Origin of the sequence: Guptibacillus hwajinpoensis (genome assembly GCF_001039475.1) — a bacterium.
Taxonomy (GTDB): Bacteria; Bacillota; Bacilli; order Bacillales; family Guptibacillaceae; genus Guptibacillus; species Guptibacillus hwajinpoensis.
On record NZ_LELK01000001.1, the window covers coordinates 160452 to 185619 of the forward strand.

Consider the following 25168-nt stretch of genomic DNA (forward strand, 5'->3'; position numbering starts at 1 on the left):
ATCAGTGTGAGGTTTCTTGTGTGCATTTACCAAATTTCAAGTACATCCAGCATAACGAAGAGAATGAGTAGTGGCGCAACGAAACGGATAAGGAAATACCACGTTTCAAACAATCCCTTCTTTAAACTGCTTCCGCGCTTTAATTCTTCATAAAGAGCTGACTTTTTCATTTTACGTGGGACAAACAGTGCAATGAGCAGTGCTCCAATTGGGAGGAGAACATTACTAACTGCATAATCTGCAAGATCAAAGATCGTTTTATCAAATAATGTGACGTCGCTTAGCAAGCCGTACGATAGAGCTGATGGAATACCTGCAATAAAAATCGCAAAACCGATAATCCATGCCCACTTCTTGCGCAAATCAAGGTTTCCTTTGGAAATAACGGAAACAATGATTTCAAGCATTGAGAAAGCCGACGTGAGGGCCGCGAACAAGAAAAGCACTAAGAATGCAATGAAAAATAACATTCCGAATGGCAATTGACTGAACACTGTTGGTAGAACGTTAAAGAGAAGGACCGGTCCAGCACCAACCTCAAGATCAAACGCAAACACTGCCGGGAAAATCGCAAGTCCTGCTAACAGTACAATGAATATGTTCATTGCTACGATGGAGAATGCAGAACGCGGTAAACTTTGTGATTTTGGTAGGTATGAACTATACGTAACCATGACAGATACACCAACACTTAATGTAAAGAATGACTGTCCCATTGCTTCAAGAATGGTTTGTGAGGTAACCTTTGAGAAATCAGGTTGTAATAAGAAAGTTATTCCTTCTACAGCGCCATCGAGCGTCACAGCTCGAATAACAAGAATGATAAAAAGAATAAATAGAGCAGGCATCATGATTTTACTAGCTTGTTCAATCCCTTTTTCAACACCTCTGGCAACAACAAGGATGGTTAGGATGATAAATAGGAATTGTGCAAATACGCTAACAAAAGGATTCGATATCGTTGAACCAAAAACTTGTGCGTATTCATCGGAAGAAAGTCCTGTTAATTCACCAGTTACGGCTTTATACAGGTAGGATATAATCCATCCTCCGACAACACTATAGAATGATAGCAAAATAAATGAAGTAATCATTCCCATAATTCCTACACGGTACCATTTGGATTCAGGAGATATAGTTTTGTAAGAATCAACCGCATTGCTTTGAGCGGTTCTACCAATCGAGAATTCAGCAAGGAGTAATGGTAGTCCTAGTATTAAGGTGAAAAGAATAAAAATAAGGAAAAAAGCGCCACCTCCGTTTTGACCGGCGGTGTATGGGAACTTCCAAATTGCCCCGAGTCCAATGGCAGACCCAGCAGCTGCTAGTATAAAGCCTAGCCTTGAGGACCATTGTTCATTTTCGTTCATGCTCATTCTCCTCTCGTTTTATTATTGAATGCTAATCACGTTACTTCCACAAAAAAATCGCCCCTACGTTATCCGTAGGGACGATTGTTATCGCGGTACCACCCTGGTTGTGAGTTTACACTCACCACTTGTTTGTTTAACGATCTTCACCGTCTTTTGCAATGCAAAAGAAGCTCCAGAAATGAAATTCACTTACCTTTTTGTACCGATTCACACCAAACATCGGCTCTCTATAAACAGGGAAAGGGACAGCTACTTATTTTCCTTCAAAGCAGTTCAATTATTATAAGGTTATTCAATTTTTATCATGACCAAGTGATAGTGTCAATAACAATTTAGAATTGGAAATTTTATCATGTTCTTTTAACAAGGTTCTTTTCTGCAAGATTGTAGCTTTTAGAAACATTTTGTATAGAAAACATACTCACATTATTACTCTTCGTCTTTTTTCTCTTCCTCAAAATGAGCATCTACTGGACCTTGCTGCTCTTCTTCTTTTTTCTTTCTACGACGGAGGGTTTGGAGGATTTTCTTATAGTTTAATGAGAAAGTCTTTGGCTCATAATGTTCTGATGCTTTAATATCCTCTGTTGAAGCCCGCATAAATGACCAGCCTAACATAATCATGATAAAGAGCAGCGGAAACCCTCCGACGATACTTGCGGTCTGTAGTGTACTGAGACCTCCAACGAACATTAGCACAAGTGGCATTAAACATAGTGCGAAAGCCCAAAAAAGTCGGTTCCAACGTAGCGGCTCATCATCTACTTCTTTTTGTACGACTGAAGCAAGGATATAGGAACTTGAATCAAAAGTAGTAGCAAGGAAGATGATCGCTAGAATAACAAAGATAAAGATCATGACCCATGAGAGTGGAAGTTGTCCAATGATTTCAATAATCGCTCTCGGTGCACCTTGATCATTTAAAACACTAACAACATCAAACTTACCAGTTAATTGCATGTGAAGTCCGTAGTTACCCAGGATTCCAAAAAACAGGATGCTTCCAAATGTTCCGTATCCGATAGTTCCAAGAATCATTTGCTTAATAGAGCGACCTCGTGAGATTTTAGCAACGAATAATCCGACGAAAGGCGCATATACGAGCCACCAGGCCCAATAGAAAACAGTCCAGCTTTCTGGAAAGTTTGTTTTTTCATAAGGACCAAGCGTATTAAATGGTTCAGTCCATGTGCTCATATGGAAGAAATTATCAAGTAAGAAACCAACGCTGTTCGTTGTTGTTTCCACAAGAAAACGAGTAGGTCCAAAAATTAAGACAAAGAGAAGAAGGAGGATCGAAAGGATTAGGTTAACATCAGATAGCACTTTAATTCCTTTTCTTAACCCAGAATAAGCACTGACTGCAAATATAGCGGTCACGAGAATTAGAATCATTGTTTTAAGTACCATTGTAACTGGGATGCCTGTTAACGCGTTGATTCCTTCTGCAATCATTGGCGTTCCAAGTGCTAGCGTAGTGCCTGCTCCGCCAAGTAGTCCGAACATAAATAGTACGTCAATAATTGTTCCTAGTGGTCCATCTGCTAACTTTCCAATCAATGGCCTAGTAGCTTCACTTATTTTTAATACCGGTTTTTTGCGTACATAATAGAAATACGCCATTGGCAATGCTGGCAGTGTATAAATTGCCCAGGCAATAGGTCCCCAATGAAAAATTCCGTATGTACTTGCCCATAGAATAGCTTCCTTAGTCCCAGGTTCAACACCGAATGGAGGACCCTGATAATAGTAAGCCCATTCAATCGTTCCCCAGTATAAGATGCTAGATCCAATCCCAGCACAGAAAAGCATTCCTGCCCATGAGAAGTTGTTGAATTCAGGGCGCTCATCTTCTTCACCAAGCTTTACGCGTCCATTATCACTAAAAGCAACATAAATCAGAAAGAAAAAGATGCCGAGTCCAACAATTAAATAAAGAACGCCAAATTGAGTTGTCATAAATTCATTTGCTTTATCCACAAATTCTTTTCCGCTTTCAGGGAAGAGAACGAGTGGAAGCGTAACAAGAAGCAGCAAGCTTAGAGCGCCTATAAATGTAGGCCAATCAATCAACCGTTTATTCATCACTAACAAACTCCTTTGCAATAGCATACTGATCCTAGTTTCCAGCAAAAAAAGCTTTTTATACAGCAAAGGAAAGTGAAGAGGAATTCTCCTTAAACACCTAACCGTTTGTTATAGTAGAAATAACAAATAATAGAGGATGAGAACAGTGGAAAGGTTTACAGAGCGAGTCATTCATATCATTCAACGAATTCCATCAGGAAAAGTGATGGCCTATGGTCAGATTGCCAAATGTGCAGGAAGTCCACGCGGAGCGAGACAAGTTGTTCGAATCCTGCATTCTATGAGTACAAACTACCAGTTGCCCTGGCATCGCGTCATCAATTCGAAGGGTGAAATTGGAATCAAGAGTGAAGAAGGTTTTATTAACCAAAAAATGATGCTTGAGGAAGAGGGGATCAAATTCAGTGCAACAAATAGGATTGATCTAGACAAATATCGTTTCAATCCAGATGATAGAGAAATAGCTGAACAAGAGTAATCAAAAAGGCGATCTTATATTCAAATATTCTTCTGATAATTTTTCTCCATCCGTCCTTTCCAAAAGGCTTAGTTGTTTAGCGGTCTTTTTAGGGAGAATTCCGGCTACAATTGGTTGGACTAAATGGAGTGAATAAGCAGGTCATTAGAAGGGTGTAAAAAGGTCCATACCGATGTAGGTATGGACCTTTGAATTATTTACTATTATCTATGCAAGAAACTAATCGCTTTTCAATATCTGTTCCAATGTCATTCAACTGATCATCACCTGTTAACCCTAATAAGGTTGTTGGCTTAGGCATACCAATCTTCGTTTGTCCTTCGTCATCGAAAACGACGATTTTGCATGGAAGAAAGTAACCTACTAATTTGTCTTCGCTCAATACGCGTTCTGCTTCTTTAGGGTTGCATACTTCAAGAACACGATAAGGTGTGTTGAAGTCCATACCCTTTTCCTGAAGTTTACTAGTAAGGTCGAAATCCCATAAGACCCCAAATTTCTCTTCTTGTAATGATTCGCTTAAATCTGTAACAGCTTGATCAACTGTTTTTGATGTTTCAACTGTGTAGTGAAAACTCATGTTTAACATCTCCCTTAATACAAATTAATATCTTCCCATCCTTTGTATACCCTAGAGAGTATGTTTTAAACGGATTATTAACAAAACGATCAAAACAGCAAGGTATTATTTCGTCATTTTAAACGCAGCATTAAGTTGACCTCGAATCATTTCATCGCGAATTTTATCTTTGTCTTTTTGTTTTTCTTTCTTATAAATCTTCTTGATTTCAAACGTTTGCATGCCATCTTCAATCTGGTTAGCGATATCCATTAATTTCTCTACATCCGTAAACGAGAATTTTCGAGTACCTCCGCCTGATCGCTCAGGTAAAATGAGGCCTCTTTCTTCGTAGTAGCGAATTTTTCTAAGAGATAGTCCGGTTAACTCACTGACAGATCCGATTGGTAAAACTTTTTTATCTTTATAAGACATCTGCAGTCACTCCCTGTGAACATTTTCATAATGCAGCTACCGCTACATATACTATTGAAGTCTTTACGAAACTGGCAATCTGGTATCATTATAGCATAACGAATAAAGGTAGATAACTAGTTTGTTAGAATATCTAACATATGATATGTAGATAGTAATTAATTCGTGTGAGGAAAGGTGACAAGGTGGTTGAGGTTTTCTTAATAGGGTGTCAGAATGAAAATGTGCAAACGGTTGTATAAGATGACAAGGAGGATGTTATCATGACTTATAAAGAAACCGTTTTGATCACACGAAAAGTGACGATGTCTTTTATTATGGACTTTGTAACGAGTGCGAACCTTTTCAGCAGTTACATTATCATCGAAGTTGATGGAAAGAAACTTAATGCGAAAAGCCTGTTAAGCATGGGGAGATTGAATGGACATTTTGGGCCAATGACGATTATTGCAACTGGACTTGATAGTGAAGAGGTTCTAGAGCAACTTAAAAAACATTGTATGGTTGTACAGAGAAGAAGCGTTTAATAGATAGAGATTAGTGGGGGTCTTTTTTTTTATGGCATTTTGTAAGCGTTCTATAAGAAGAGAAATCCGCCGCTTCAGACGGCGGTTTAACTCCTATAGATGTGATTGTCGTTCTAGGATTTTCCCTAATTCCTCAGATCGTTTTCCAGCTTCTGTAATACATTCAGTTATAGCTTCTTCATACTTGTATTTCTCCAGAACGGTTAAACCAGCCTGAGTTGTTCCGCCTGGGCTTGTGACTCTTTCTCTAAGATGAGTTGCATGATTGTTCGTCTCACTAAGCATTTTAGCAGCTCCTGTGATCGTTTGAATGATTAAATGACGCGCAGTCTCCTGATCAATTCCGTTTAGAATAGCTGCTTTCTCCATGCATTCCACCATGTAATAGAAATAAGCTGGTCCACTCCCAGATAATCCTGTAATAGCATTTAATTTCTCTTCTCTTACTTGAACAACCGTTCCAATTGTTTCAAAAAGCTGTTGAGTAAATGAAGAATGCTCCTGATTTGCATATTTCCCTCTAGCGATTGCCGTCGCTGAATAGCCAATTGCTGCAGATGTATTCGGCATTGCGCGAAGGATAGGGATATTTGGTTGAATCGATTCTTCGATATAGGACGTGGTGATTCCAGCAAGGACGGATATGATAACGTGCTGATCAGTTAAAAAAGGTTCCATGCTTTCCAATGCATATGCCGCATCAACTGGTTTCATTGCAAGAACGATAACATCGGAATGTTTGAGAAGCGTTTCTACATCCTGTAACGTTCTAACGCCGTATTTCTCTTCAAGCTCTGCAAGTCGGTCTGAATTAGATCGGTTCATGATGAAGAGTCGATCACGATCAATGAATTCTTTCGTAATCATTCCTTGAATCATCGCTTCCGTCATTGCTCCAGCACCGAGAAATCCGATGTTTTTCATTTCCACTTTTTCCATCCTTTCCATATAAAACGCCCACTCATCCTTATTAAAAGGACGAATGGGCGTAATCCGTGGTACCACCTTTTTTCGATATCATTAGATATCCTCAAACTCCCTATAACGTGGGAAGCGGCTGTGTTTCCACAGCAGGCTAGCGAAGTAGGTTCAAAGCTTGCAACGTTAAGGAATTTTTCAGCCGGGGAATTCCTCTCTCTGGAACATGCGATTGCTTTTACTAATCCCGCTCAAAGCCAAGACGATCATTCTAATTCTACATAGTATGCTACGGAACTTAATAAATGTCAATCGTAATTATTAGAAAATTTTGAAGAAAACTATCTTACTATAATGACAAATTGAGGGAAGAGCGATAGAATGAAAGGTAAAGAACGTAAAGTAGAGGTGGCGGATGAATTGAATCTTATAAAGACTAATGAAGTGCTTCCAATTACGGTACCAACGCCGTTTGCTGTTGGTCCTGTCAATTGTTTTGTAATTAGAGGAGAAGCTCTTACGCTTGTTGATACTGGGCCTCGTACACCAGAGGCGAAGGAAGCGCTCGTTACACAACTTCAAAACTACAATTTAACATTAGAAGATATTGATCAGGTTGTACTGACGCATCATCATCCGGACCATATCGGCTTTGTAGGCATGTTAATGGATCAAGGGAAACGAGTGTTAGGGCATTGGAAGAATGACAGATGGCTACAAATGAGTGATTCGTTTTTGAAGGAACATGAAACATTCATGACTAGTATTTACCGTGAAGCTGGCGTTAGCGAACAATATTACAATCATGTTCAAGATACAAGGGGCTATCTTGCTTTTACGGATCGTGCGAAATGTGATGTGCACCTTGCGGAGGGAGATGAGATTCCTGGATGTCCCGGATGGTTTGTTATGGAAACACCCGGTCATGCTCAAAGTCACATTTCTCTTCTACATGAACAAAGTCGAACGCTAATAGCTGGGGATCATTTAATTAAGAAGATCTCTTCTAATCCTCTACTTGAACCACCATATATTAAAGGAACAGAGCGTCCTAAACCTCTTCTCCAACAACGACATTCGTACCAAAAAACGTTAGATGCTCACCTTTCATATGTATACACAGGGCATGGCGAGCCAATTCTTAACCCGGACGAATTGATAAAGGAACGTTTCCTAAAGCAGGAGGAGCGGTCTGATAAAGTAGCTTCTTTTCTAAAAAATGAACAGCTAACAGCTTTTCAGGTTTGTCAGAAGCTATTCCCTGGCATTTATAAAAAGCAAGTTGGCTTGACCATGTCAGAAACTATTGGTCATTTAGACTATCTTGAATCTGAAAACATGGTTAACAAAATGAAAAGTGAGGAAAAGATGCTATATACGTATCGAACATAAGGGGAGAAACAGATGAAGAAAAGTTTAAAAAACAAAGTAGTTCTAATTACAGGTGCTTCTAGTGGGATTGGACGACAGTTAGCAATTGATTTAGCTAAACAGGGTGCAAAGCTGATCCTTGTTTCTCGTTCTGAAGTGAAGCTAATGGAAGTCAAAAAGCAAATTGAATTAAGTGGCGGCTATCCTCCTGCTGTTTGGACGATGGATGTAGGCGATGGAGAGCGAGTCGATGACCTTCTCCCTAAATTACTTGGTGAGATGCCAGCAGTTGACATCTTAATTAACAATGCTGGATTTGGGAAATTTGATTCGTTTGTTGATGCGGATATGAAAGAAATTGAAGCGATGTTTGACGTGAATGTGATTGGATTAATGCGATTCACTTCCCATGTCCTTCCTAGCATGATTGATGCTGGTAAAGGACACATTGTTAACATTGCTTCACAGGCAGGGAAGCTTGCTACACCGAAATCTTCAGGTTACTCTGCCTCTAAGCATGCAGTCCTTGGCTTCTCAAACAGCTTACGACTGGAAATGAAGGAACACGGTATTTTCGTAACAACCGTTAATCCAGGACCGATCAAAACAAATTTCTTTGATATTGCCGATTCCAGTGGAACTTACACAAAAAATGTAGAGAAAATGATGCTTTCACCGGAAAAAGTATCAGATGAAATTATCTCTGCAATCGAAAAAGGAAAACGTGAAGTGAACTTGCCTGGTTGGATGAATGCAGGAGCTAAACTTTATCATACAGCTCCAGGTCTAGTGGAAAAAGCGTCTGGTAAGTTTTTTAATCAAAAGTAAGGTGAAAGGGCATCGAGTGATGCTCTTTTTTTATTGGATCTTTTCGTATACATTTTGCTATAAGAGTAGGTTAATTTTCGCTCCTACCCGCTTTCCGCGGGGCGGGACACTTGAGCCTCCTCGTCGCTAACGCTCCTGTGGGGGTCTTATCTGTCCCGCTAGTCCCGCAGGAGTCGATCATCCTTCCGCTCCAATTAGCTAAGTGTGGTTTTTTTAAAATCTTTTAATAGCAACAATAATTAGAAAAGATCCTTTTTTGTTTTCTAAAGGATAATAAATGTCTGTTATGGAAGAGAAGTTCTACTGCAAGATTCAAAGGTAAGGTCAACTTATCTAAAGGAGTGAATGCTCATGAAAATTCGTAAAGCGACTGAAGAAGATTTGAGTGCGATTGTTCGACTACTTGCAGAGGATGAAATAGGGTCAAAGCGCGAGGAGTATAGAGATCCTTTACCACTAGAGTATGTTGAAGCCTTCGCTGCAATAGAAGCGCAAGTTGGAAATAAACTAATCGTAGCAAGCAACGATCAACAAGTCATTGGGTGTCTTCAATTAACAATCATTCCTGGTCTAGCTAGGCGAGGGATGAAGCGCGCACAAATAGAAGCAGTACGAGTTCAAGAGAATTATCGCGGGAAAGGAGTAGGTGAGGAACTTTTTAAGGAAGCGATCGAAATCGCAAAGTCAGAGCAGTGTGGTCTTGTCCAATTAACAACTGATAAGCAGCGAGGGCATGCTCATCAGTTTTATGAGCGGTTGGGTTTTGTCGCTAGTCATGAAGGGATGAAGCTCGTTTTTTGAATTCGTCTTTCTTTATGAATCTCTCGATCTGTTAACTTAAAATGGTAAACTGAGAAGGCGTCATTTAATTGTAGGGGGAGGAACAAGATGAATAGAAAGCCTATATATGTAGAAATACCAATAGAAGCTGAGATGGAGGACCTTTGGAAGGCTTCCCAGACACCTCAATTGCATGAACAGTGGGATGTTCGTTTTTCTTCTATTACTTATTTACCTAAACGAGATGAACGTGATCCTCAGGATTTTTCATATAAGACGAAACTTGGTTTTGGTAAATCGATCGAAGGATGGGGAAGAAGCGTTGGAACGTTTAATGGGAAAGACGGCTCAAGAACATCTTCGTTACACTTTGGGACAGATCAAGCGATTTCAATTATCTCAGAAGGTAAAGGGTATTGGAAATACATAAAAAATGAAGATTCAACTATAACTTTTTTAACACAATATGATTATAAAACGCGTTTTGGGAAGTTTGGTACATTAGTAGATACGTATTTTTTCAGACCGCTTATTGGTTGGGGTACGGCATTAAGCTTTGATGTGCTAAAGCGCTGGTTGGAAAAAGGAGAAGCGCCTCGTTCTCAGTACAGTCGGCTTTTGAGTAATTGGATGCTTACACTACTGTTCTTTTTTGTATGGGTGTACCATGGCCTTGTTCCGAAAGTGGTAAGTATGCACCCGGAGGAAGTAGCAATGGCAGCTAGCTTGCTTCCGCCAAATTTAGAAGCTTCATCTGTTGTTTATGCGATCGGAATGAGTGAAATTCTATTTGGTTGCTTATGGTTGTTCTTTCCGAAGCGAGAGTGGTTATTCCGCCTTCAAATACTAGCGTTTCCAATCCTAACGATCTCCGCTATCATAGCGGACCCAAGTACGCTAACACATCCTTTTAGTCCACTAACATTTAATAGTAGTTTACTAGTGCTTTCAGTTATCGGTTTGATGATGAGCCGTGATGTGCCATCAGCTAGAAGTTGTAAGAGAAAGAGATAAGGAGTGTTGGTATGTCAATTTACAAGAAAGCAATAGGCAAACAATTTCAACATCTGCATCCGATGCTTCAGAAACGATATGAGATTTCTAGCTTGAACTCTTTTCAAGGGTCAGGTGTAATGGAGAAATTAAGCGGAGGGCCTGTTTGGTTGTATCCATTTTTCTTTCTAGGCACAAAGTGGAAATTGCTTTTCCCTGAATCCGGAGAGAACATTACGTTTGTGATCAAAAATACGCCTAGAAAAGGAAAGAATGGTGAAGAACAGATACATTGGGAGCGAATCTTTTATTTTGATAAAAAGAAGCGGTATTTTAATGCCTTGATGAGTCTTGACGAGGAACGATCTATTATAAAGGACTATCTTGGGGAACCAGCGTTAATGTACTCTGATTTAGCTTTTAATGTAAATGACGCTTCTGGTAGTATAACGATTCAATCGCAAGATCAACGGCTTGTACTTGGAAGGTGGGAGATTCCATTGCCGCGAATCTTTCAGGGTTTAGCTACCGTAACAGAAAGCTACTTAGAAAAAGAAAAAGCTTTTCACATTAAGGTCAAAGTGGAAAACCCTATCATTGGTAGTCTTTTTTCGTATGAAGGAGTGTTTAGGGACGATGCGTCAGACAAAGAAAGCATTTCCTATTAGTCAGATAAGAGGCAAGCGAGTTGTTGGTGAAAACGTTCTTAAGAAACGATTGGAACAGAACGCGACATATAGTGGGTTAGTTGATGATATGGCGATGTATGAAAAAGATCTTAATTTAAATACTCTCTCACCAACCATTAGACACTTTTATGAATATACGAATGAATATCATTTGCTTGCAAGCGTCAACTGGCATAGCTGGTTTAAGCCTTTTGCGGCAGTATATCGGCTTATTAGTCGTAAAATACTTCAAATCAATTTACCTCTTTCAAATAAAGAAGTTGAAATGACAGGCGATATCCTTTCAGTTAAAGACGAAGTTGATGGCAGACGAGACACGAGAGCGTGGATTCGAAAAGTAAACGGTGAAGTTTGTTTCGTTGCTTTGTACTCTTCGCATCAAACAAAAGGGCGAACCTATATGAACATAGGACTGCCTTTGCCTGGATCAATAATGACAGGTATTCTTGAACTCAATCAATATGGAAGTAGCCTTGGGTTATCCAGTAGTAAGAAAAAAGACGTAGAAGCAGATTCTGGAACCTATTTATCTACGAAAAGAAATCGATATAAACTTCCGATTGAGGAAGAATTCTTAGTTGAAGAACTAGCATCTGGGGGTTTGAAGGCGGTTCATGATATGAGGATTTTTTCTCTCCCATTTTTGACTATACATTACGCGATCTATCATGAAAGCAACAGCCCTAAAAATAATAAAATGCTCTAGCAAGACTACTGAATACAACATAACAAGCTTTTCTGTTCTGCTTTCTTATTTATTAAAAGCTATGAGCGGGAAAGCTTATTTTAATCTGCTGTATTATACAGCTCCGCCCCCACCAGCTGCTGCGGCAGTCTTCTCGAATGCATTTACGCCCATAATGACTGCAATTAGTTCTTCAGTTTGAACATCATCTGATGAGTTGTGAAGCTCAAATGCAGTAGTTTGAAAGAAGGCATTTACTTTTCGGAAAGTTGCTACCTCAATCCCATTTTCATCGACCATACGATACTCTTTGGAAAAAGCAGGAGATTCAATTTCTATGACTTTTCCTTTTGTGAAGTATTTGTACTGTTTTGAAAAGAAGGAAAAAGATGTTTTTACCACACCTAATTGATCACCATCTCCATTTAAGACGACCCACTTGTTGGATAAGAAAGTGAAGCTCCCTCCAACAACAACTTCCCCCTGCTTGTTCTCAACTTCCACTTTGGGAGAAAAAACGCTTTTAAGGTTAAGAGAACCTATTTTCTCTTGATCCTCGTTAACAATCTCTGTTCTTCCTGAAGAAAAAAACTTATCTGAAAAATAAATACGTTCGCTCAAATGTTATCACTCCTTTTATAAAAGTACGTTAATAAAGTGATTTGGTTTCATAAGAAATCATTCTTTATTGAAGGTGACGCTATATCTAGAATCTTCTATAATTATGATAACGTGTTAGTATATGGTAAATCAGAGTAGTAAGCTGCTAAAGATTAAGAGGAGGATATGAAGGATGGAAGATGAACAGATAAGAATCTATGACCACAACAGGAAATCAATTGGTGTCACAACGCGAAAGGAAGTCCATTCAGTAGGTTATTGGCATGAGGTTTTTCAGTGCTGGTTTGTTAGGCGTGAGAACGGAATCGATTATCTTTACTTCCAACTTCGTAGTGATGTGAAGAAAGATTACCCGGGACTTTTGGATATTACAGCTGCAGGTCATCTTTCAGCGGATGAGTCAGTGGAAGATGGTGTAAGAGAAATTGAAGAAGAATTAGGGATCAAGATAGAGTATAAAGAGTTAATACCACTAAGCATAATCCAAGCAAGTATCAAGAGAGAGAGCATGATTGACAATGAAATAGCCAATGTCTTTTTGTATAAAAATGATAAACCGTTTGATGCATTCAATCTTCAAAAAGAAGAAGTGGCTGGACTTGTCCGAGCTGACCTTAATGACGTGTATGATCTTTGGATAGGAAAGAGAGAGGCTGTTAACGTTCAAGGATTCAAAATAACTAACAATGGAGAAAAAGTAGAAATGAATGAAACAGTACATAAAAATCACTTTGTTCCACACGAAGATTCTTATTTTAGAACGGTTTTTAAGGAAATTAAACAGCAGCTTTCTTTATGAGATATTAGGAATGATTGTTGGTAATTTGGAGAAATGGCTTATTCCGTTATAGGGCAGGATTGTGGAAGACTTGAAGTCGAGATATTGTATGACTAGGGAGCTCCGACAAAATCAGCAAAAAGTTATGGGTTTAGCAAAATCGTATCTTTTATCAAAGTCCGACTAGTTCATCTCCCCCAAGTAAAAAGTATTTCTAATCTTTATGTGTCAGATTTAATGAGGAAATTTCCAAGTTTAAACTTACCGTTTTTCTAAACTTCTTCATCCTTGGTTTATGGTGCTAGTCCATACATCTTATTGTTTCTAGTATCATTTGTACAGACATCTCCAAACTTACATTGTCAACCTCGTTCTTTTTATTTTGATCTATAAGTTTACATTTAAGGATAAATGTTTTACTAATTTTTTTGAAAACCTCTAAATTACCAGAAATTTGGTATTATTAATATAAATAAATTTTTAGAGGAGAAAAAATGACTATTTTAAAAAACAGTGGTAAAAAGCGAAAAATTACTTCCTGTAAAGGTTATGGTCCTAAAGAGGGAAAATGTAAGAATAAAACAGTCAATCCTGATAAAAGTCCTTATTGTAAAAACTGTGCTGGATCAAGTTTTGAACGCCAGATAGGACGCTTATTTGAAATTCAAGGATACAATGTCACATATAATATTAAAGTCAATAGCACTCAAAATGATTTGTTTGCTCAGTTAAAGTATGGTGTTCTAAACACTGGTATTCTAGTTGAATGTAAATGGAAATTTGATGAAAACGACACAGTGAATGGACAAGATGTACGAAAGCTTTATGGTTCATGGGATATTTACAATAACAATAACACTGGAATAAAAAGAGCTGAGAAAGCTTTCCTTATTACAAATGCAAAGTTTGCCCCAGAAGCAAAAGAAGTTGCAAAAGGGTTAAATATTGAGTTGTACACTGAATTTGAACTAATTAAAAATCTATTGAACTTCGAACCATATCTAAATCAGCTTGTAAGTGAGTTCGAAAGAAGTCATCTAAAAGATCATTATATAGAAGTTGAATCAGTGGATGGTTACCCTCTTTCAGAAGAAGTAGAACTTTTTATTAATGATATGGATAATGAAGCAATTGTTATATTAGGTGATTATGGAACTGGAAAAACCTCTTTTTGCTATAAATACTGTTCAGACTCAGCAAAAAAAATTTTAAACGGGGAAGATGCGCCGCTACCAATACTTATTCAATTAAGAGATTACACTAAAGCAGTTGATATGGAACAATTAATTACTAACTTCCTTGTAAACAAATGCCAAATACCAAATGGGAATTTGAATACGTTTTTGCAAATGCTAGAGTATGGATACATTGTATTAATTTTTGATGGATTTGATGAAATTGCTAGAAGAGTTGATTATGCAACAAAGTATAAAGTTTTTACTGAAATATGCAAGTTTGCTTCTGAAAGTTCAAAAGTTATAGTAACTTGTCGTCCAAATTTCTTTAATCATAAAGATGAATTTAAAGAAATTTTCAAAGATTCCCCCCTTTACTTTGAGCCAAATTTAAAAACAGTTGAATTTACCGAAATTAGAATAGGAGATTTAACTAAAGAGCAAATTGAAAATTATATTCTTAGCTATTCAAAAAAGATAACCTCACAAGGATTTGAAGTAAACGATTTTATTAATACTATAGAAGAAATACATGACTTATCAGATTTAATAAAACGTCCAGTACTTTTGAATGTAATTGTTGAAACGGTTCCAAAACTCCTCTTAGAAAAACAAAAAACTAAAATTAACGCAGCGAGCTTATACGAAAAATACACTAACTTCTGGATAAAAAGAGAAGATCAAAAAGGTAAAACTTTAATTAAGTCGGAACAAAAGATGCTTTTTTCTCAAGAGTTAGCTTGGAAAATGTATAATAACAACGTTTTAAGCATTAACTACAAAGACTTACCGGCTGAAATTAAAGAATATTTCGATATAAATTCTGTAGATGATATAGACCATTTTTCCCATGATATTAAAACTTGCTCATTTTTGAATAATGACGAAGAAGGTAATTTTAAGTTCATTCATAAGTCCTTTATGGAATACTTTGCGGCTGTTTATATAGTTGAAAATCTAAAAGAAATAAAAGTTGCAACTTTAGATAAACTTTTAGGAAATAGCTTAATTTCTATGGAAGTAGGATTTTTCATTAGGGATTTGATTAAAAATAATAAAATAGATAAAGGTAAAATAATAAAATTCAATAAATCCAAACTAGATAAATTTAATGATACAACCATTAAAAACTTAATATCATTACTTTCAAAAACAGGCTATGATGTTTCAAGCTTATTGACTTCCGTATCAATGATTGGAGGTACTGATTTAAGTTATTGTAATTTCGAAAATCTTACATTTAATAACCAATCATTACTTGGAGTTCATTTCCATAGTGCTACACTTAAAAAAGTAAGTTTTATTAATTGTCAACTCACAGATAATATATTTAAAAATGCTAATTTAATAGATGTGAAATTTGAAGGATGTGACTTGGAAATGTCTGACTTCTCTAAAGCCAAAATTAAGGGAAGTACTTTTGTAAGTTCGAACTTAGCGCTTTCCAAGTTTTACGAAACAAAGATTGAAAATTCCGACTTTGATTCAGCTGATATGACAGAAATTGAAGGAAATAAATCAACACAATTTCTTAAATGTGAAAACTTAGAAAATACAATTGGATTTCCATATACTCTGGTAAAAAACATTTATAAGTAGAGTTTTCCTTTAACAAATTCTAATAACTGAATTAACGTCGAATAAAGAAATTTATTTAGTTTCCTTATAGTGAATTTACCATTTATTAACGAGGAAATACTGGAATAAAAGAAGATCAAAGCCAATCATGTTTTAGTATTTAACCTTTAGTATATCGAGCAAAAGACAAGCTTTTTTATTGGATACTATTGCTAATATATTTATATACATGGTTGCTTATTCAAACAGAGAGCACTTTAGAAGGAATAATAGTAATTAAATGTTTTGGATTTTTCTATTACGATGAAGATGTCTTTAATAGTCCTAGTGAGGAGTGCTTAATTATATGGATTGGAAAAATAATGATGGGTGGAAAAAAGTGTTCCCTAAAGAAAGAATATTCCTTATGAAGCATCATAATTGGGCATTTATTGCATGGGACTTAGCACTTGATAAAGGGTGGGTAAATAAAAATGCAACATTATTTCATATTGATCAACATCTAGATGCTGCAATAGATGGAGCACAGGTACCTGGCCTATTAAAGGCTACAGGTTTAAAGGAACTTTCCGACCTAACAGCTAGTACATTAGGTAATGATAGAATTGTAGGAATTGATAATTTTATTTGGGCGGGGGTTGCTAGAGAGACGATTCAAAGGATTTTATATGTGTCACCTGAAGAAAATGAGGATTTGTTCAATCAGGAACTGCACTTGCAAGAATTAAAAGATTGCTTACTAGAAGAAAGAATAGAGCAACATTGGGGGATGCAGTGGGAATCTATTGAAATGTTAGAGTTTGCAAAGAAAAGAAACCTTCTAAATATATTTACTAAGGACAATTCATTAATACTTGATTTAGACTTAGATTATTTTGCTTTTGGAAGCCAAAATGAGTCAGGGCATACTATTTATAAACTTAAAAATAGAGAAGAAATTCAGACAGACTTACGTTGTTTAAAAAACCTTTACTCTTGGGATGCAATAACAATAGCTATCTCGCCAGAAGATTGGTACATTGGCGGACAAGATAATGCTGAATATGTATTGAATCTTTTTTTAGAAGAATTTCATCTAGATCTTACAGAGGCAAGAGATTGGTCCGTTTTAAAAAATTAATGTAAGTTATCTTGATTACGTGTCTTCAACTAAATCGGAGCGATAGAACTTCCTAAGCTCCCTTGTTTATTGAAAGAAGGAGAGAAAATGAATACTGAGTTAAAGAGGTTAAACTCAACTAATATAGAAGAATCCACAAAGCTATATATTGACGTTTTTAATGGAGAACCTTGGTATGATGGATGGGAATTAGAAGATGCGAGAGAACGCTTAGAGGATATATTTAATATTCCTAATTTCATAGGCATTGGAATATACGATGATAAAGAAGAGTTAATTGGATTTTTGTTAGGATATACTGAAAAGTGGTTAAGCAGCAATCATTTTTATCTTAACGAAATGTGTGTGAAAACTGATCTTCAAAGTAAGGGAATAGGTTCTAAATTATTGAAAGAATTGGAGAATATATACGAGGAAAAGAACATAAGTCGTATATATCTTCTAACTGCGAGAGCAGGACAGGCAGAAGCTTTTTACAAGAGAAGTAACTTTTATGTTAGCCCCAAGATGATAATGATGTCTAAAAGATTAGACTTTAGCTAAGGATTATATATACCTTAAAATCAAGTCTTCAACTATCTCGGGTCGATAGCGAAAAGTCCTCTTTTGGTATCGTATATTGTAACGGTAAGTCGAAGAATACCATTTTGCCAGATTATAGGGCGGCAATATTGCTCATCACCAGTGGGGAATGTGAAAAGTGTGAAGTTTGACAAGGAGGAAGGGTTTTCAATGATAGAAAAAACTATTATAGCTGATCCTAGCTTTTTAGGAGCTTTAATTGGTGCAATTATAACAGGTTTGATAGCAATACTAGTTATGTGGAGACAAATAGTTTATGACAAAAAGAAAAAGTACAAAGAAGACAATAGAAATTTTGTTAAGGTATTAACATTGATTGAAAGCGAAGGAGAACGCTTTTATTCGTTAGGTAAGATGATTGTGGAATTTGACTACGACGAAAACCATATGACACTTGAATCGTTAGAAAGAATGGAGAAAGTCAGAAAGAACATTAGCAGGGTGGATCACAATCATGTCCCCCAAAAATATTACGCAGACTTTATTAATTTCCAAAGTACTTTAGAGGCTCTTTTAAAAAACATTAAAGCCGGGATAAACAAAGAGCATGGAAGTGAAGGGAATTACGAGATGTTAAAGGGTTTTAAAAACGATATTGATAGTTTTGTTACAACTAAACAAGAACTTCTAAAGAAATATAAATTCTAAAAGCCTATTGGAGAACTGAGATCGAATGTTAGAACACTGGTTTAACCCTTTTTTAAAATGAAGAGAAGTGAGTTCATTAAAAGTACAACGAGTATGCCTTATATAGTTCGAGATAGAGTCTTCAACAAACTCGGAGCAATTGTTTAATAGAGCATTAGTCCTTTATTACATAAATACAAGAATATCGTGGCATTTAGATATCTAACTAATGGAGCAGAATAGTGGAAGCAATTCATTGGCGTTACGGGGAGGAAAAAATGGTTGTACGGCGAAAAAAATCGCTTATCACTTTAGCGATCTTAATATTACTTGTATCTTATTACTTTTCGCAGCTTAATTGGATTTCGATATCAAAGGAATTTGTTTCTTTGGAAGATTTGCCAGAGGAATTTGATGGTTTTAAAATCGTGCAATTAGCAGATTTGCACAACAAAGAATTTGGAGAAGGAAACAAGAGACTGGTTGATAAAATTAATGGACTGGAGCCAGATATTATTGTTATAACTGGTGATATGTTAAATAATTCCCAAGAAATACCGAATAACGGAGAAGTTCTGGTAGAGTTACTTGAAAATCTAAGCAATGATTATCCGATATATTATGTTACTGGTGAACACGAAGAAGGTATGTATTACGAAGATAGAAATAAGTATCAAAACAAAGGTACTAAAGAAGAATATGAAGAAAGATTAAGGGAACTGGGGATTACCGTTTTAAATGATGAAAAAGCAACAATCACAGAACAAGATTCAAAAATTAACTTGTATGGGTTGAAAGAACATTTGTCAGGAGAAATGCGTATCGAACATCGCTTAGGGAAAACGAGTGACGACAAAGTGGATATTTTACTTTCGCATAGACCTTTTTATTTTGATGAATACGTTGATTGGGGAGCTGATTTAGTCTTTTCTGGGGATACTCACGGAGGGATGATACATCTACCATTTATTGGAGGGGTTGTATCAACGGAAGAACTGTTTCCAGAATATGATGGTGGTTTGTATCATAAAGAAAGCTCCTTAATGGTTGTAAGTAGAGGGTTGGGTAACAATCCAGTTCCTCTTAGAGTGAACAATCGACCAGAATTAGTTGAAATCGTATTAAAAAGTAAATAAGTAGTTACTTCTAATTAAAGTAATGGGGCTAAAGTAAAAAGACTATCCAAGATATATCTCGAACTCGAGTATTAAACAAACTCGGAGCAAATCATTAATAATTAGATATAAGAACTTATTTAAGGGGGGATTGTATGGATGTACTGATGTATTTATTTCTTGCTGCATTGTTAATCCCAGCAAATATATTCATGATTAAATGGCACAGAAGTGGGAGTCTTCCCCTCTGGGCTTCTGGTATTTTATTAGCAATTCTTGGCGTTGGACTTGGATTTGTTGTTGGTGGAATCCTAGTAGGGCCTGGTAATGCCGGCCAAGGTGGAAGCCTAATGGCAGCTTTTGTAGGTCTTATTACAGTAGCTAATGGATTAATACATTTCCTCATAGGACTTATAATAGTGATCGGAAAACTATTTACTAAAAAGAATACCCAAGTATAAGAAGAACCCAAGTCATACATAAACGTTCTTCTATTATTTCGGAGCAAGAATTGAATATTGAGAGGATTGCCCATAATTCGATTTAAGGAGGACAAATGGTCATTAGATTTATAAGAGTTATAAGTGTTTTTTTCGTTCTTTACTTCGTATCAGCTTGGGTTTTACATATTATAGTAGAGAATGCACCTGATGCCTTACCATTGTTTTTTGTAGGACTACTTGTTCTGTTAGTGATAGTAGTAGGATTTTTAATTAATCATTATAGAAGAAGACAATAATACGCCTAACTTAATTTGTTGCAGATCGAAATTCAAACATTCATTTGAATTGATTCATTCTTAAGCAATCTCGGAGCTTTACTGAAATATAGGCGCTCAATGCACAGGGGTTATGGAAGAAGTAAAAAGGATGGAAAGTATCATGTTTGGGGGATTTAGAAATGGACTTTGAAGATTATCTAAAGGAAATGGCTGAATTTGAAACGGAACGATTAAAACTTAGAAAATTAACTTATGTTGACTTAGACGATGTATATGAGTTTTGCTCTAATCCCAAAGTAGCTCACCCAATGACATGGGAAGTAAATACTTCACGGGAAATAACTAATGATTTCTTAAAAGTAGTAATTACTGGTTACGAAGATGGAGAGTCTGGTGAATGGGCAATAGAATGGAAAGAAACAGGTAAAGTCATTGGAGTTGCAGCGTTTATTGAATGGAGCAATAATCATAAGTGCATAGAAATAGGTTATTTTCTTTCAGAGAATTTTTGGGGAAGGGGAATTGTTACCGAAGCACTCCAAGAACTAATTCGCTATGGATTTAATGAACTTAATTCTAATAGGATTGAGGGTAGATGTGATACTGACAACATTGGCTCCCAGAAGGTAATGAGAAAATTAGGTATGGAATATGAAGGTACATTACGAAAAAATGAATTTATCAAGGGGGAATTTAGAGATACTCAAGTATATTCAATTCTAAGTAGTTAAACAGATGAAAAATATTAAGACGAGAAATAATAGAGTTACATAAACTAAGTGGGGTTTTGCTTGTCCATTAAGCGAGGAGCTAATCGGTAATTACGGATCAGCTTCTGGTTTTAAGAAATAATGATCGAGTGATTGAGTTAGTTATTAGTATTTGATATATATAGGATTAACATATTCGGACTGTGAAGAGGAGATATTTGTGCCAAACAAATATCTTGATATCTAGTCTTCCACAATCTCGGAGCTTTAATTGGATATAGAAAAGGCAATTTTCATAATGAAAATTGCCTTTTCTAGTGTTAATTAGTTAATGGATATATCCAAAGCGAAAATATACATAATTTCCCTTTGTGTAGCTCAGGAATAGTTTTTTTGAGAAATACCTTCTTTTCAAAAACTTTCAAGTCGGTACATCGTCTAATGTAAGGGAGGGTGAAAAGTGGAAGAGTACATTGAAAATATAGTTGATACGGCTGATAAAAATAATTTAATAGACGAGATGATGAGAAGCTTTGGTGAAGAGATTCTCTATCTGATGTATTCCTATGTAAAAGACAAGTCAATAGCCGAAGATTTGACTCAAGAGGTCTTTGTGAAGTGCTATCAGAAATTACATACCTACAAACAACATTCTAAAATGAAGACCTGGGTTTGGAGAATTGCTATCAATCACTGCAAAGACTATCTTAAGAGCTGGTACAAAAGAAAGGTGATTCCTTCTGAAGTAGAAGTTGCTCTTACTCCAGCAAGAGAATCTGGTGTGGAAGATTCAGTTGTTCGACAGGAAGAAGACGAAGAGTTGGTCATAGCTGTCATGGATCTTCCAATTCATTATAGAGAGGTTATTTATCTCTTTTATTTTGAAGAAATGTCAATTAAAGAAATTAGTAGCGTGATAGATCAAAATATAAACACGGTTAAAACGAGATTGAAACGAGCTAAGCAATTGCTTAAGGAACAGTTAGGAGGAATGATCTGATGGAGGAAAGGCTAAAGAACTTGAAGAAATCGATGAAAAAAACATGCTTTAGTCAATTGGAATTCACAGAGGCTAATAGGAATCAGATACACAAAAAGATAGAGAAAGAAGTGGAAGATGATGAAATGATCCTTCTCGCAGTGTTACAGTTGCTTTTAGAAGAGAAAACGGGTCATGACGTGGCGAAGCAATTGCGTAGCAGGGGGATTTTAAAGTTTGAAGATGAGGAAGGGCTGTTATATACAGTTCTACACGCCCTGGAACAGAAAAGCTACTTAATCGTAAGGTGGCATAGCGATTACTCAAAAATGTATAAACTAACTAGTAAGGGTAGAAAAGTACTGAAGAAAATGGAAACCAAAAGAGTGAGAGGCGTTCTTAAACTTAGTAATTTGACTGGGATGTATGAATCATGAGTGACAAAAAGTATGATTTTTTAGACCAGGTAAAAGAACAAATAAAAGCAATAGAAGCGAAAGAAAAGATTTCCCATGAACTAAATCATCATATAAATAGTGAGAAAAAAAGACTAGTTCTAACAGGGATAGAGAAAGAAGAAGCTGAAAGGATAGCAATTAAGCAAATGGGGGGTCCAGTTCAGCTTGGACAACGGCTAAATAAACTTCATCGTCCGAAAACAGACTGGTGGCTTATTAGTTTGTTAATCGTTACGATTGGATTGAGTTTTTTACCTTTGATGTTTTGGAACATAGACTTAAATTTCTATTTTGAAAGGAAAATCATTGCTTCTGTTATTAGTGTAGTGATAATAACTGGGCTTATGTTTTTTGATTATAGGAAATTTTATAAGTGGAGATGGTCTTTTTATTTTATAGGTCTTTTGGTTTTAGCTCTTTTGGTTCTTTTTCCAACCACCTATACGAATGGCGTTCCAGTATTACGAGTAGGTCCATTCGTGATTGACAGTACACAAACGCTTTTACTTTTTTACGTAGGATTTTCAGCTTTAATCATAAGTAGCAAGGTATCTTATTGGAAGTTTCTTCTTTTATGTTCTGTGCCAATCTTCTTTTTTTTAGTTGTCCTAGACCCTAATTCAATCTTCGTCTTTAGTGCAATGGCAATTGCTTTGCTTTGGTTTAGTGACGTAAGCAAAAAAAGAATATTGTTGTTAGCGGTAAGTAGTCTAGCTGTCATATTCTCAGCAGGATATTTATTGTGGGGAAATCTAGATGATTATCAGAAAGATAGAATCTTGGGTTATTTTAATCCAACCGAATATGCAAATTCTAGTGGTTATATGTACTTGCAGGCGAAGGAATTATTAAAGGCTGCAGGTTGGTTCGGTCAACGAGGGGAACAAGTTTTTATACCAACAGGCCACACTGATTTTGTTTTTCTAAGCCTTACCTATCATTTCGGCTGGATATTAGGAATCATTCTATTTTTAGTTCTAGCTATGTTGATGACTCGAATGATCTACGTCACCTTTAAAATAAATGATTCATTCGGAAAGATGCTTGTTGTAGGAGGTCTAAGCTTATTCTCGGTTCAGTTTCTCTACTCGATTGCAATGACCCTTGGTCTCCTTCCGATAATCGGGATTTCGTTGCCTTTTATCAGTTATGGATTAACGCCAACAATAATGAACTCCATAGTCTTTGGCATCGTGCTCAGTGTGTACAGGAGAAAAAACATAGTGTTTAAACAAAGTATTACAAATTAGCTTAGACTAATATGGATCTTTTTTAAACAGTAATCAAATTAATAGGATGAAGCAGCTTGTTCCATTATCTCGGAGCGATTTTTGAATTAAGTAGGGGAACCAGTTTTGGACGGGTTCCTTTTTTTAGATCCAGTATCAACAACTGCTAATGGACCGAAACCTCCGCACCTTGTTTTCATATACAATGGTCAAGATGTCATCAAAATGAGAAAACTTTTTAAACTCTTCTAAAACTGCTCGTTCCTGTAACTTTTGTGAAGATTTTCTTAATCATTCCTTTGCTAAGATGCATTTCAGTCTTTTAATAGGATCAAACCTTTGTCTACAAGAGTTAGAAATAACCGCGATTTGTGATAAAATACCAATGTGAAATGATTCACATTGGTATTTTTATTAAATGGTTAATAAGGGAGGAGAAACCTATTAAAAATAAACTTCTGTCCGCTGTATTTACTACGTTATTCATGGGGGTATTGTGGATGCTAAGCGGGTTTATTGGTTCAAGTGAACCATTTGGGATTGATGATTTCATGTTTATCGTGGTCATTATGGCTTATACAGCGTTTGGGACTTTAATATTTGGAATTCCTGTATCTCTTTTATCTGATTGGGTTTCGAACAAATTATCATCCTATCGCTTTATCATCGCTGTATTTATTCATCTTTCTTTAGCGGTAGCTACATATTTTGTAATTGAGGATTTATCAGTTGTTGCTGTTGGAGCTGCGGTCTTTTTCTTTACAGCGGAAGAATGGCAGAATCGCAAACTTAGAAAGTTTCAAACGAAATCATTTATTAGCAACACCTTGTTCGTCATAGTGTTGTTTGCAGGGGTATGGGGTTTTTATCAACTCGATTTAGAACAAAAGACTGATATGCAGTATCTCATTCCTAAGGGGTATGAAGGCGTTATTGTCGTCAAATATAACCAAGAAGAGGAACCTCCTCTGGTAAAAGAAAAGGGTAAAAAAGTAATTCAAGTCTCTAAAGAAGAATTAGAATATACAAGTGTAGAAGATCGTATAGAATACGGTGTGGCAAAGACATCCTCTGATGAGCCTAAAGGTATGATAAATGATGAGTTTTATTACGTTACTAGTGATGGCGAAAGAACAAGGATTGATGATTCTTGTATTTATCGAAGTCAGTCAGGTAGTATTCATTTTGATGGAAAAGAAGGTCAAAGCTATGAAGTTCATCACGTAACAAACACAAATTGTGGAGACCAATTTAGTATTACGGGTAACCCGCTCTATAGTGATCAGGAATATGAAGTCATCGAACATTTATTTTCCGATTTCTACAAGTATTAGCTTTTTCTTTTCGAAGCCCTAATCGCTCTCAGTTCTATCTCTTGAGTCTCTGTACGTAAGGTATGAACACTATAAGCTCATAGAATAGCAGGTATGAATGTCTTTTTAGCAAGTATAGACGCATCGCCAGCGTTTTTCCGGTCTTTATAACAGATAACTAATATAACCGCTGCAGAGTAAAAACTCTCCATAAGATTTACGTATATTAAGAATAACAGTACTAGAGGGACAAAAGGTTCTTGAAGGTGGAACCAAAGATACGTAAGTATTCCTTCGAATGTAATTAACCAAAAGAAACCATATACATTAGTTATCCATCAAAAGGTTTAGAAATACTATTTCTATATCACTTACTGTTTATAAAGGTAATATAAATATCAGTTTTTATGAGATAGAAGGAGTTAATGCTGTAAATGA

The 25168-nt window shown here is 36.3% G+C and carries 27 protein-coding genes and 1 other annotated feature; of the genes, 20 read left to right on the forward strand and 7 right to left on the reverse strand.

Translation table 11 applies throughout. The annotated features are described in order from the left end of the window. Nucleotides 1-26: 26 nt before the first annotated feature. The gene (locus AB986_RS00860) at nt 27-1370 is read right to left on the reverse strand and encodes a sodium-dependent transporter (RefSeq protein WP_048309003.1); all 1344 of its coding nucleotides are present in this window, start codon (nt 1368-1370) and stop codon (nt 27-29) included. Between the two features lie 73 nt (nt 1371-1443). Continuing rightward, nucleotides 1444-1649: a binding site (T-box leader), on the reverse strand. Nucleotides 1650-1802: 153 nt separating this feature from the next. Then, on the reverse strand, nt 1803-3458 hold the full coding sequence (locus tag AB986_RS00865; RefSeq protein ID WP_048309004.1) for a BCCT family transporter: 1656 nt from the start codon (nt 3456-3458) through the stop codon (nt 1803-1805). A 148-nt stretch (nt 3459-3606) separates the two neighbouring features. Here AB986_RS00865 and AB986_RS00870 point away from each other — a divergent pair, with 148 nt between their 5' ends. Then, a complete protein-coding gene (locus AB986_RS00870) occupies nt 3607-3939 on the forward strand; it encodes an MGMT family protein (RefSeq protein WP_269082684.1) in 333 nt (110 codons plus the stop codon). Between the two features lie 193 nt (nt 3940-4132). On the opposite strand, the gene AB986_RS00875 is transcribed toward AB986_RS00870, so the two are convergent. After that, nucleotides 4133-4519: a DUF302 domain-containing protein gene (locus AB986_RS00875; protein WP_048309006.1), complete on the reverse strand. Its 387-nt coding sequence runs from the start codon at nt 4517-4519 to the stop codon at nt 4133-4135. A gap of 105 nt (nt 4520-4624) precedes the next feature. Beyond that, nucleotides 4625-4933, reverse strand: a complete 309-nt coding sequence (locus AB986_RS00880) for a MerR family transcriptional regulator (RefSeq protein WP_048309007.1) — start codon at nt 4931-4933, stop codon at nt 4625-4627. A gap of 263 nt (nt 4934-5196) precedes the next feature. Here AB986_RS00880 and AB986_RS00885 point away from each other — a divergent pair, with 263 nt between their 5' ends. Then, the gene (locus tag AB986_RS00885) at nt 5197-5460 is read left to right on the forward strand and encodes an HPr family phosphocarrier protein (protein WP_048309008.1); all 264 of its coding nucleotides are present in this window, start codon (nt 5197-5199) and stop codon (nt 5458-5460) included. Nucleotides 5461-5553: 93 nt separating this feature from the next. Here the strand turns inward: AB986_RS00885 and proC are convergent, their stop codons facing one another. Next, nucleotides 5554-6384, reverse strand: a complete 831-nt coding sequence (proC, locus tag AB986_RS00890; RefSeq protein ID WP_048310759.1) for a pyrroline-5-carboxylate reductase — start codon at nt 6382-6384, stop codon at nt 5554-5556. 375 nt (nt 6385-6759) lie between these two features. Between proC and AB986_RS00895 the strand changes: the two genes are divergently transcribed. From AB986_RS00895 to AB986_RS00920, 6 genes are all read left to right on the forward strand, one after another. Further along, the gene (locus tag AB986_RS00895) at nt 6760-7770 is read left to right on the forward strand and encodes an MBL fold metallo-hydrolase (RefSeq protein WP_048309009.1); all 1011 of its coding nucleotides are present in this window, start codon (nt 6760-6762) and stop codon (nt 7768-7770) included. Nucleotides 7771-7782: 12 nt separating this feature from the next. Beyond that, nucleotides 7783-8577, forward strand: a complete 795-nt coding sequence (locus AB986_RS00900) for an SDR family NAD(P)-dependent oxidoreductase (RefSeq protein ID WP_048309010.1) — start codon at nt 7783-7785, stop codon at nt 8575-8577. A 351-nt stretch (nt 8578-8928) separates the two neighbouring features. Further along, nucleotides 8929-9378 (forward strand): GNAT family N-acetyltransferase, encoded by a 450-nt coding sequence (locus AB986_RS00905; protein ID WP_048309011.1) that lies wholly within the window; start codon nt 8929-8931, stop codon nt 9376-9378. Between the two features lie 87 nt (nt 9379-9465). Further along, the gene (locus AB986_RS00910; protein ID WP_048309012.1) at nt 9466-10371 is read left to right on the forward strand and encodes a DoxX-like family protein; all 906 of its coding nucleotides are present in this window, start codon (nt 9466-9468) and stop codon (nt 10369-10371) included. 11 nt (nt 10372-10382) lie between these two features. Next, complete coding sequence (locus AB986_RS00915; protein WP_048309013.1) at nt 10383-11018, forward strand: DUF4166 domain-containing protein; 636 nt, start codon at nt 10383-10385, stop codon at nt 11016-11018. After that, complete coding sequence (locus tag AB986_RS00920) at nt 10987-11745, forward strand: hypothetical protein (protein WP_053215990.1); 759 nt, start codon at nt 10987-10989, stop codon at nt 11743-11745. Before AB986_RS00915 ends, AB986_RS00920 begins: the two co-directional genes overlap by 32 nt. Before the next feature lie 93 nt (nt 11746-11838). On the opposite strand, the gene AB986_RS00925 is transcribed toward AB986_RS00920, so the two are convergent. After that, nucleotides 11839-12345: a hypothetical protein gene (locus AB986_RS00925; protein ID WP_048309014.1), complete on the reverse strand. Its 507-nt coding sequence runs from the start codon at nt 12343-12345 to the stop codon at nt 11839-11841. Nucleotides 12346-12517: 172 nt separating this feature from the next. On the opposite strand from AB986_RS00925, the gene AB986_RS00930 reads away from it, so the two are divergent. From AB986_RS00930 to AB986_RS00990, 12 genes are all read left to right on the forward strand, one after another. Beyond that, a complete protein-coding gene (locus AB986_RS00930; RefSeq protein ID WP_048309015.1) occupies nt 12518-13144 on the forward strand; it encodes an NUDIX hydrolase in 627 nt (208 codons plus the stop codon). A gap of 473 nt (nt 13145-13617) precedes the next feature. Continuing rightward, on the forward strand, nt 13618-15897 hold the full coding sequence (locus AB986_RS00935; RefSeq protein WP_048309016.1) for a restriction endonuclease: 2280 nt from the start codon (nt 13618-13620) through the stop codon (nt 15895-15897). A gap of 325 nt (nt 15898-16222) precedes the next feature. After that, nucleotides 16223-16996 carry a peptide arginase family protein gene (locus AB986_RS00940; protein ID WP_048309017.1) on the forward strand — a complete coding sequence of 258 codons (774 nt, stop codon included), beginning with the start codon at nt 16223-16225 and terminating at the stop codon, nt 16994-16996. Between the two features lie 87 nt (nt 16997-17083). Further along, nucleotides 17084-17539: a GNAT family N-acetyltransferase gene (locus AB986_RS00945; RefSeq protein WP_048309018.1), complete on the forward strand. Its 456-nt coding sequence runs from the start codon at nt 17084-17086 to the stop codon at nt 17537-17539. A 189-nt stretch (nt 17540-17728) separates the two neighbouring features. Continuing rightward, complete coding sequence (locus AB986_RS00950) at nt 17729-18226, forward strand: hypothetical protein (protein ID WP_048309019.1); 498 nt, start codon at nt 17729-17731, stop codon at nt 18224-18226. A 221-nt stretch (nt 18227-18447) separates the two neighbouring features. Beyond that, nucleotides 18448-19341 carry a metallophosphoesterase gene (locus tag AB986_RS00955; protein WP_053215991.1) on the forward strand — a complete coding sequence of 298 codons (894 nt, stop codon included), beginning with the start codon at nt 18448-18450 and terminating at the stop codon, nt 19339-19341. Between the two features lie 134 nt (nt 19342-19475). Then, nucleotides 19476-19781 carry a hypothetical protein gene (locus AB986_RS00960; protein WP_048309020.1) on the forward strand — a complete coding sequence of 102 codons (306 nt, stop codon included), beginning with the start codon at nt 19476-19478 and terminating at the stop codon, nt 19779-19781. 439 nt (nt 19782-20220) lie between these two features. Continuing rightward, nucleotides 20221-20772 (forward strand): GNAT family N-acetyltransferase, encoded by a 552-nt coding sequence (locus AB986_RS00970; protein ID WP_048309022.1) that lies wholly within the window; start codon nt 20221-20223, stop codon nt 20770-20772. A 439-nt stretch (nt 20773-21211) separates the two neighbouring features. Beyond that, nucleotides 21212-21751 carry a sigma-70 family RNA polymerase sigma factor gene (locus AB986_RS00975; protein ID WP_048309023.1) on the forward strand — a complete coding sequence of 180 codons (540 nt, stop codon included), beginning with the start codon at nt 21212-21214 and terminating at the stop codon, nt 21749-21751. Beyond that, nucleotides 21751-22167, forward strand: coding sequence for a PadR family transcriptional regulator (locus AB986_RS00980; RefSeq protein WP_048309024.1), 417 nt, complete (start codon nt 21751-21753; stop codon nt 22165-22167). The genes AB986_RS00975 and AB986_RS00980 overlap by 1 nt, the downstream gene beginning before the upstream one ends. Beyond that, nucleotides 22164-23438, forward strand: a complete 1275-nt coding sequence (locus AB986_RS00985) for an FtsW/RodA/SpoVE family cell cycle protein (protein WP_048309025.1) — start codon at nt 22164-22166, stop codon at nt 23436-23438. The genes AB986_RS00980 and AB986_RS00985 overlap by 4 nt, the downstream gene beginning before the upstream one ends. Before the next feature lie 479 nt (nt 23439-23917). After that, nucleotides 23918-24751, forward strand: a complete 834-nt coding sequence (locus tag AB986_RS00990) for a DUF6843 domain-containing protein (RefSeq protein WP_048309026.1) — start codon at nt 23918-23920, stop codon at nt 24749-24751. Nucleotides 24752-24828: 77 nt separating this feature from the next. Here AB986_RS00990 and AB986_RS22950 read toward each other — a convergent pair whose 3' ends face one another. After that, on the reverse strand, nt 24829-25065 hold the full coding sequence (locus AB986_RS22950) for a M50 family metallopeptidase (protein WP_084006358.1): 237 nt from the start codon (nt 25063-25065) through the stop codon (nt 24829-24831). Nucleotides 25066-25168 lie beyond the last annotated feature (103 nt).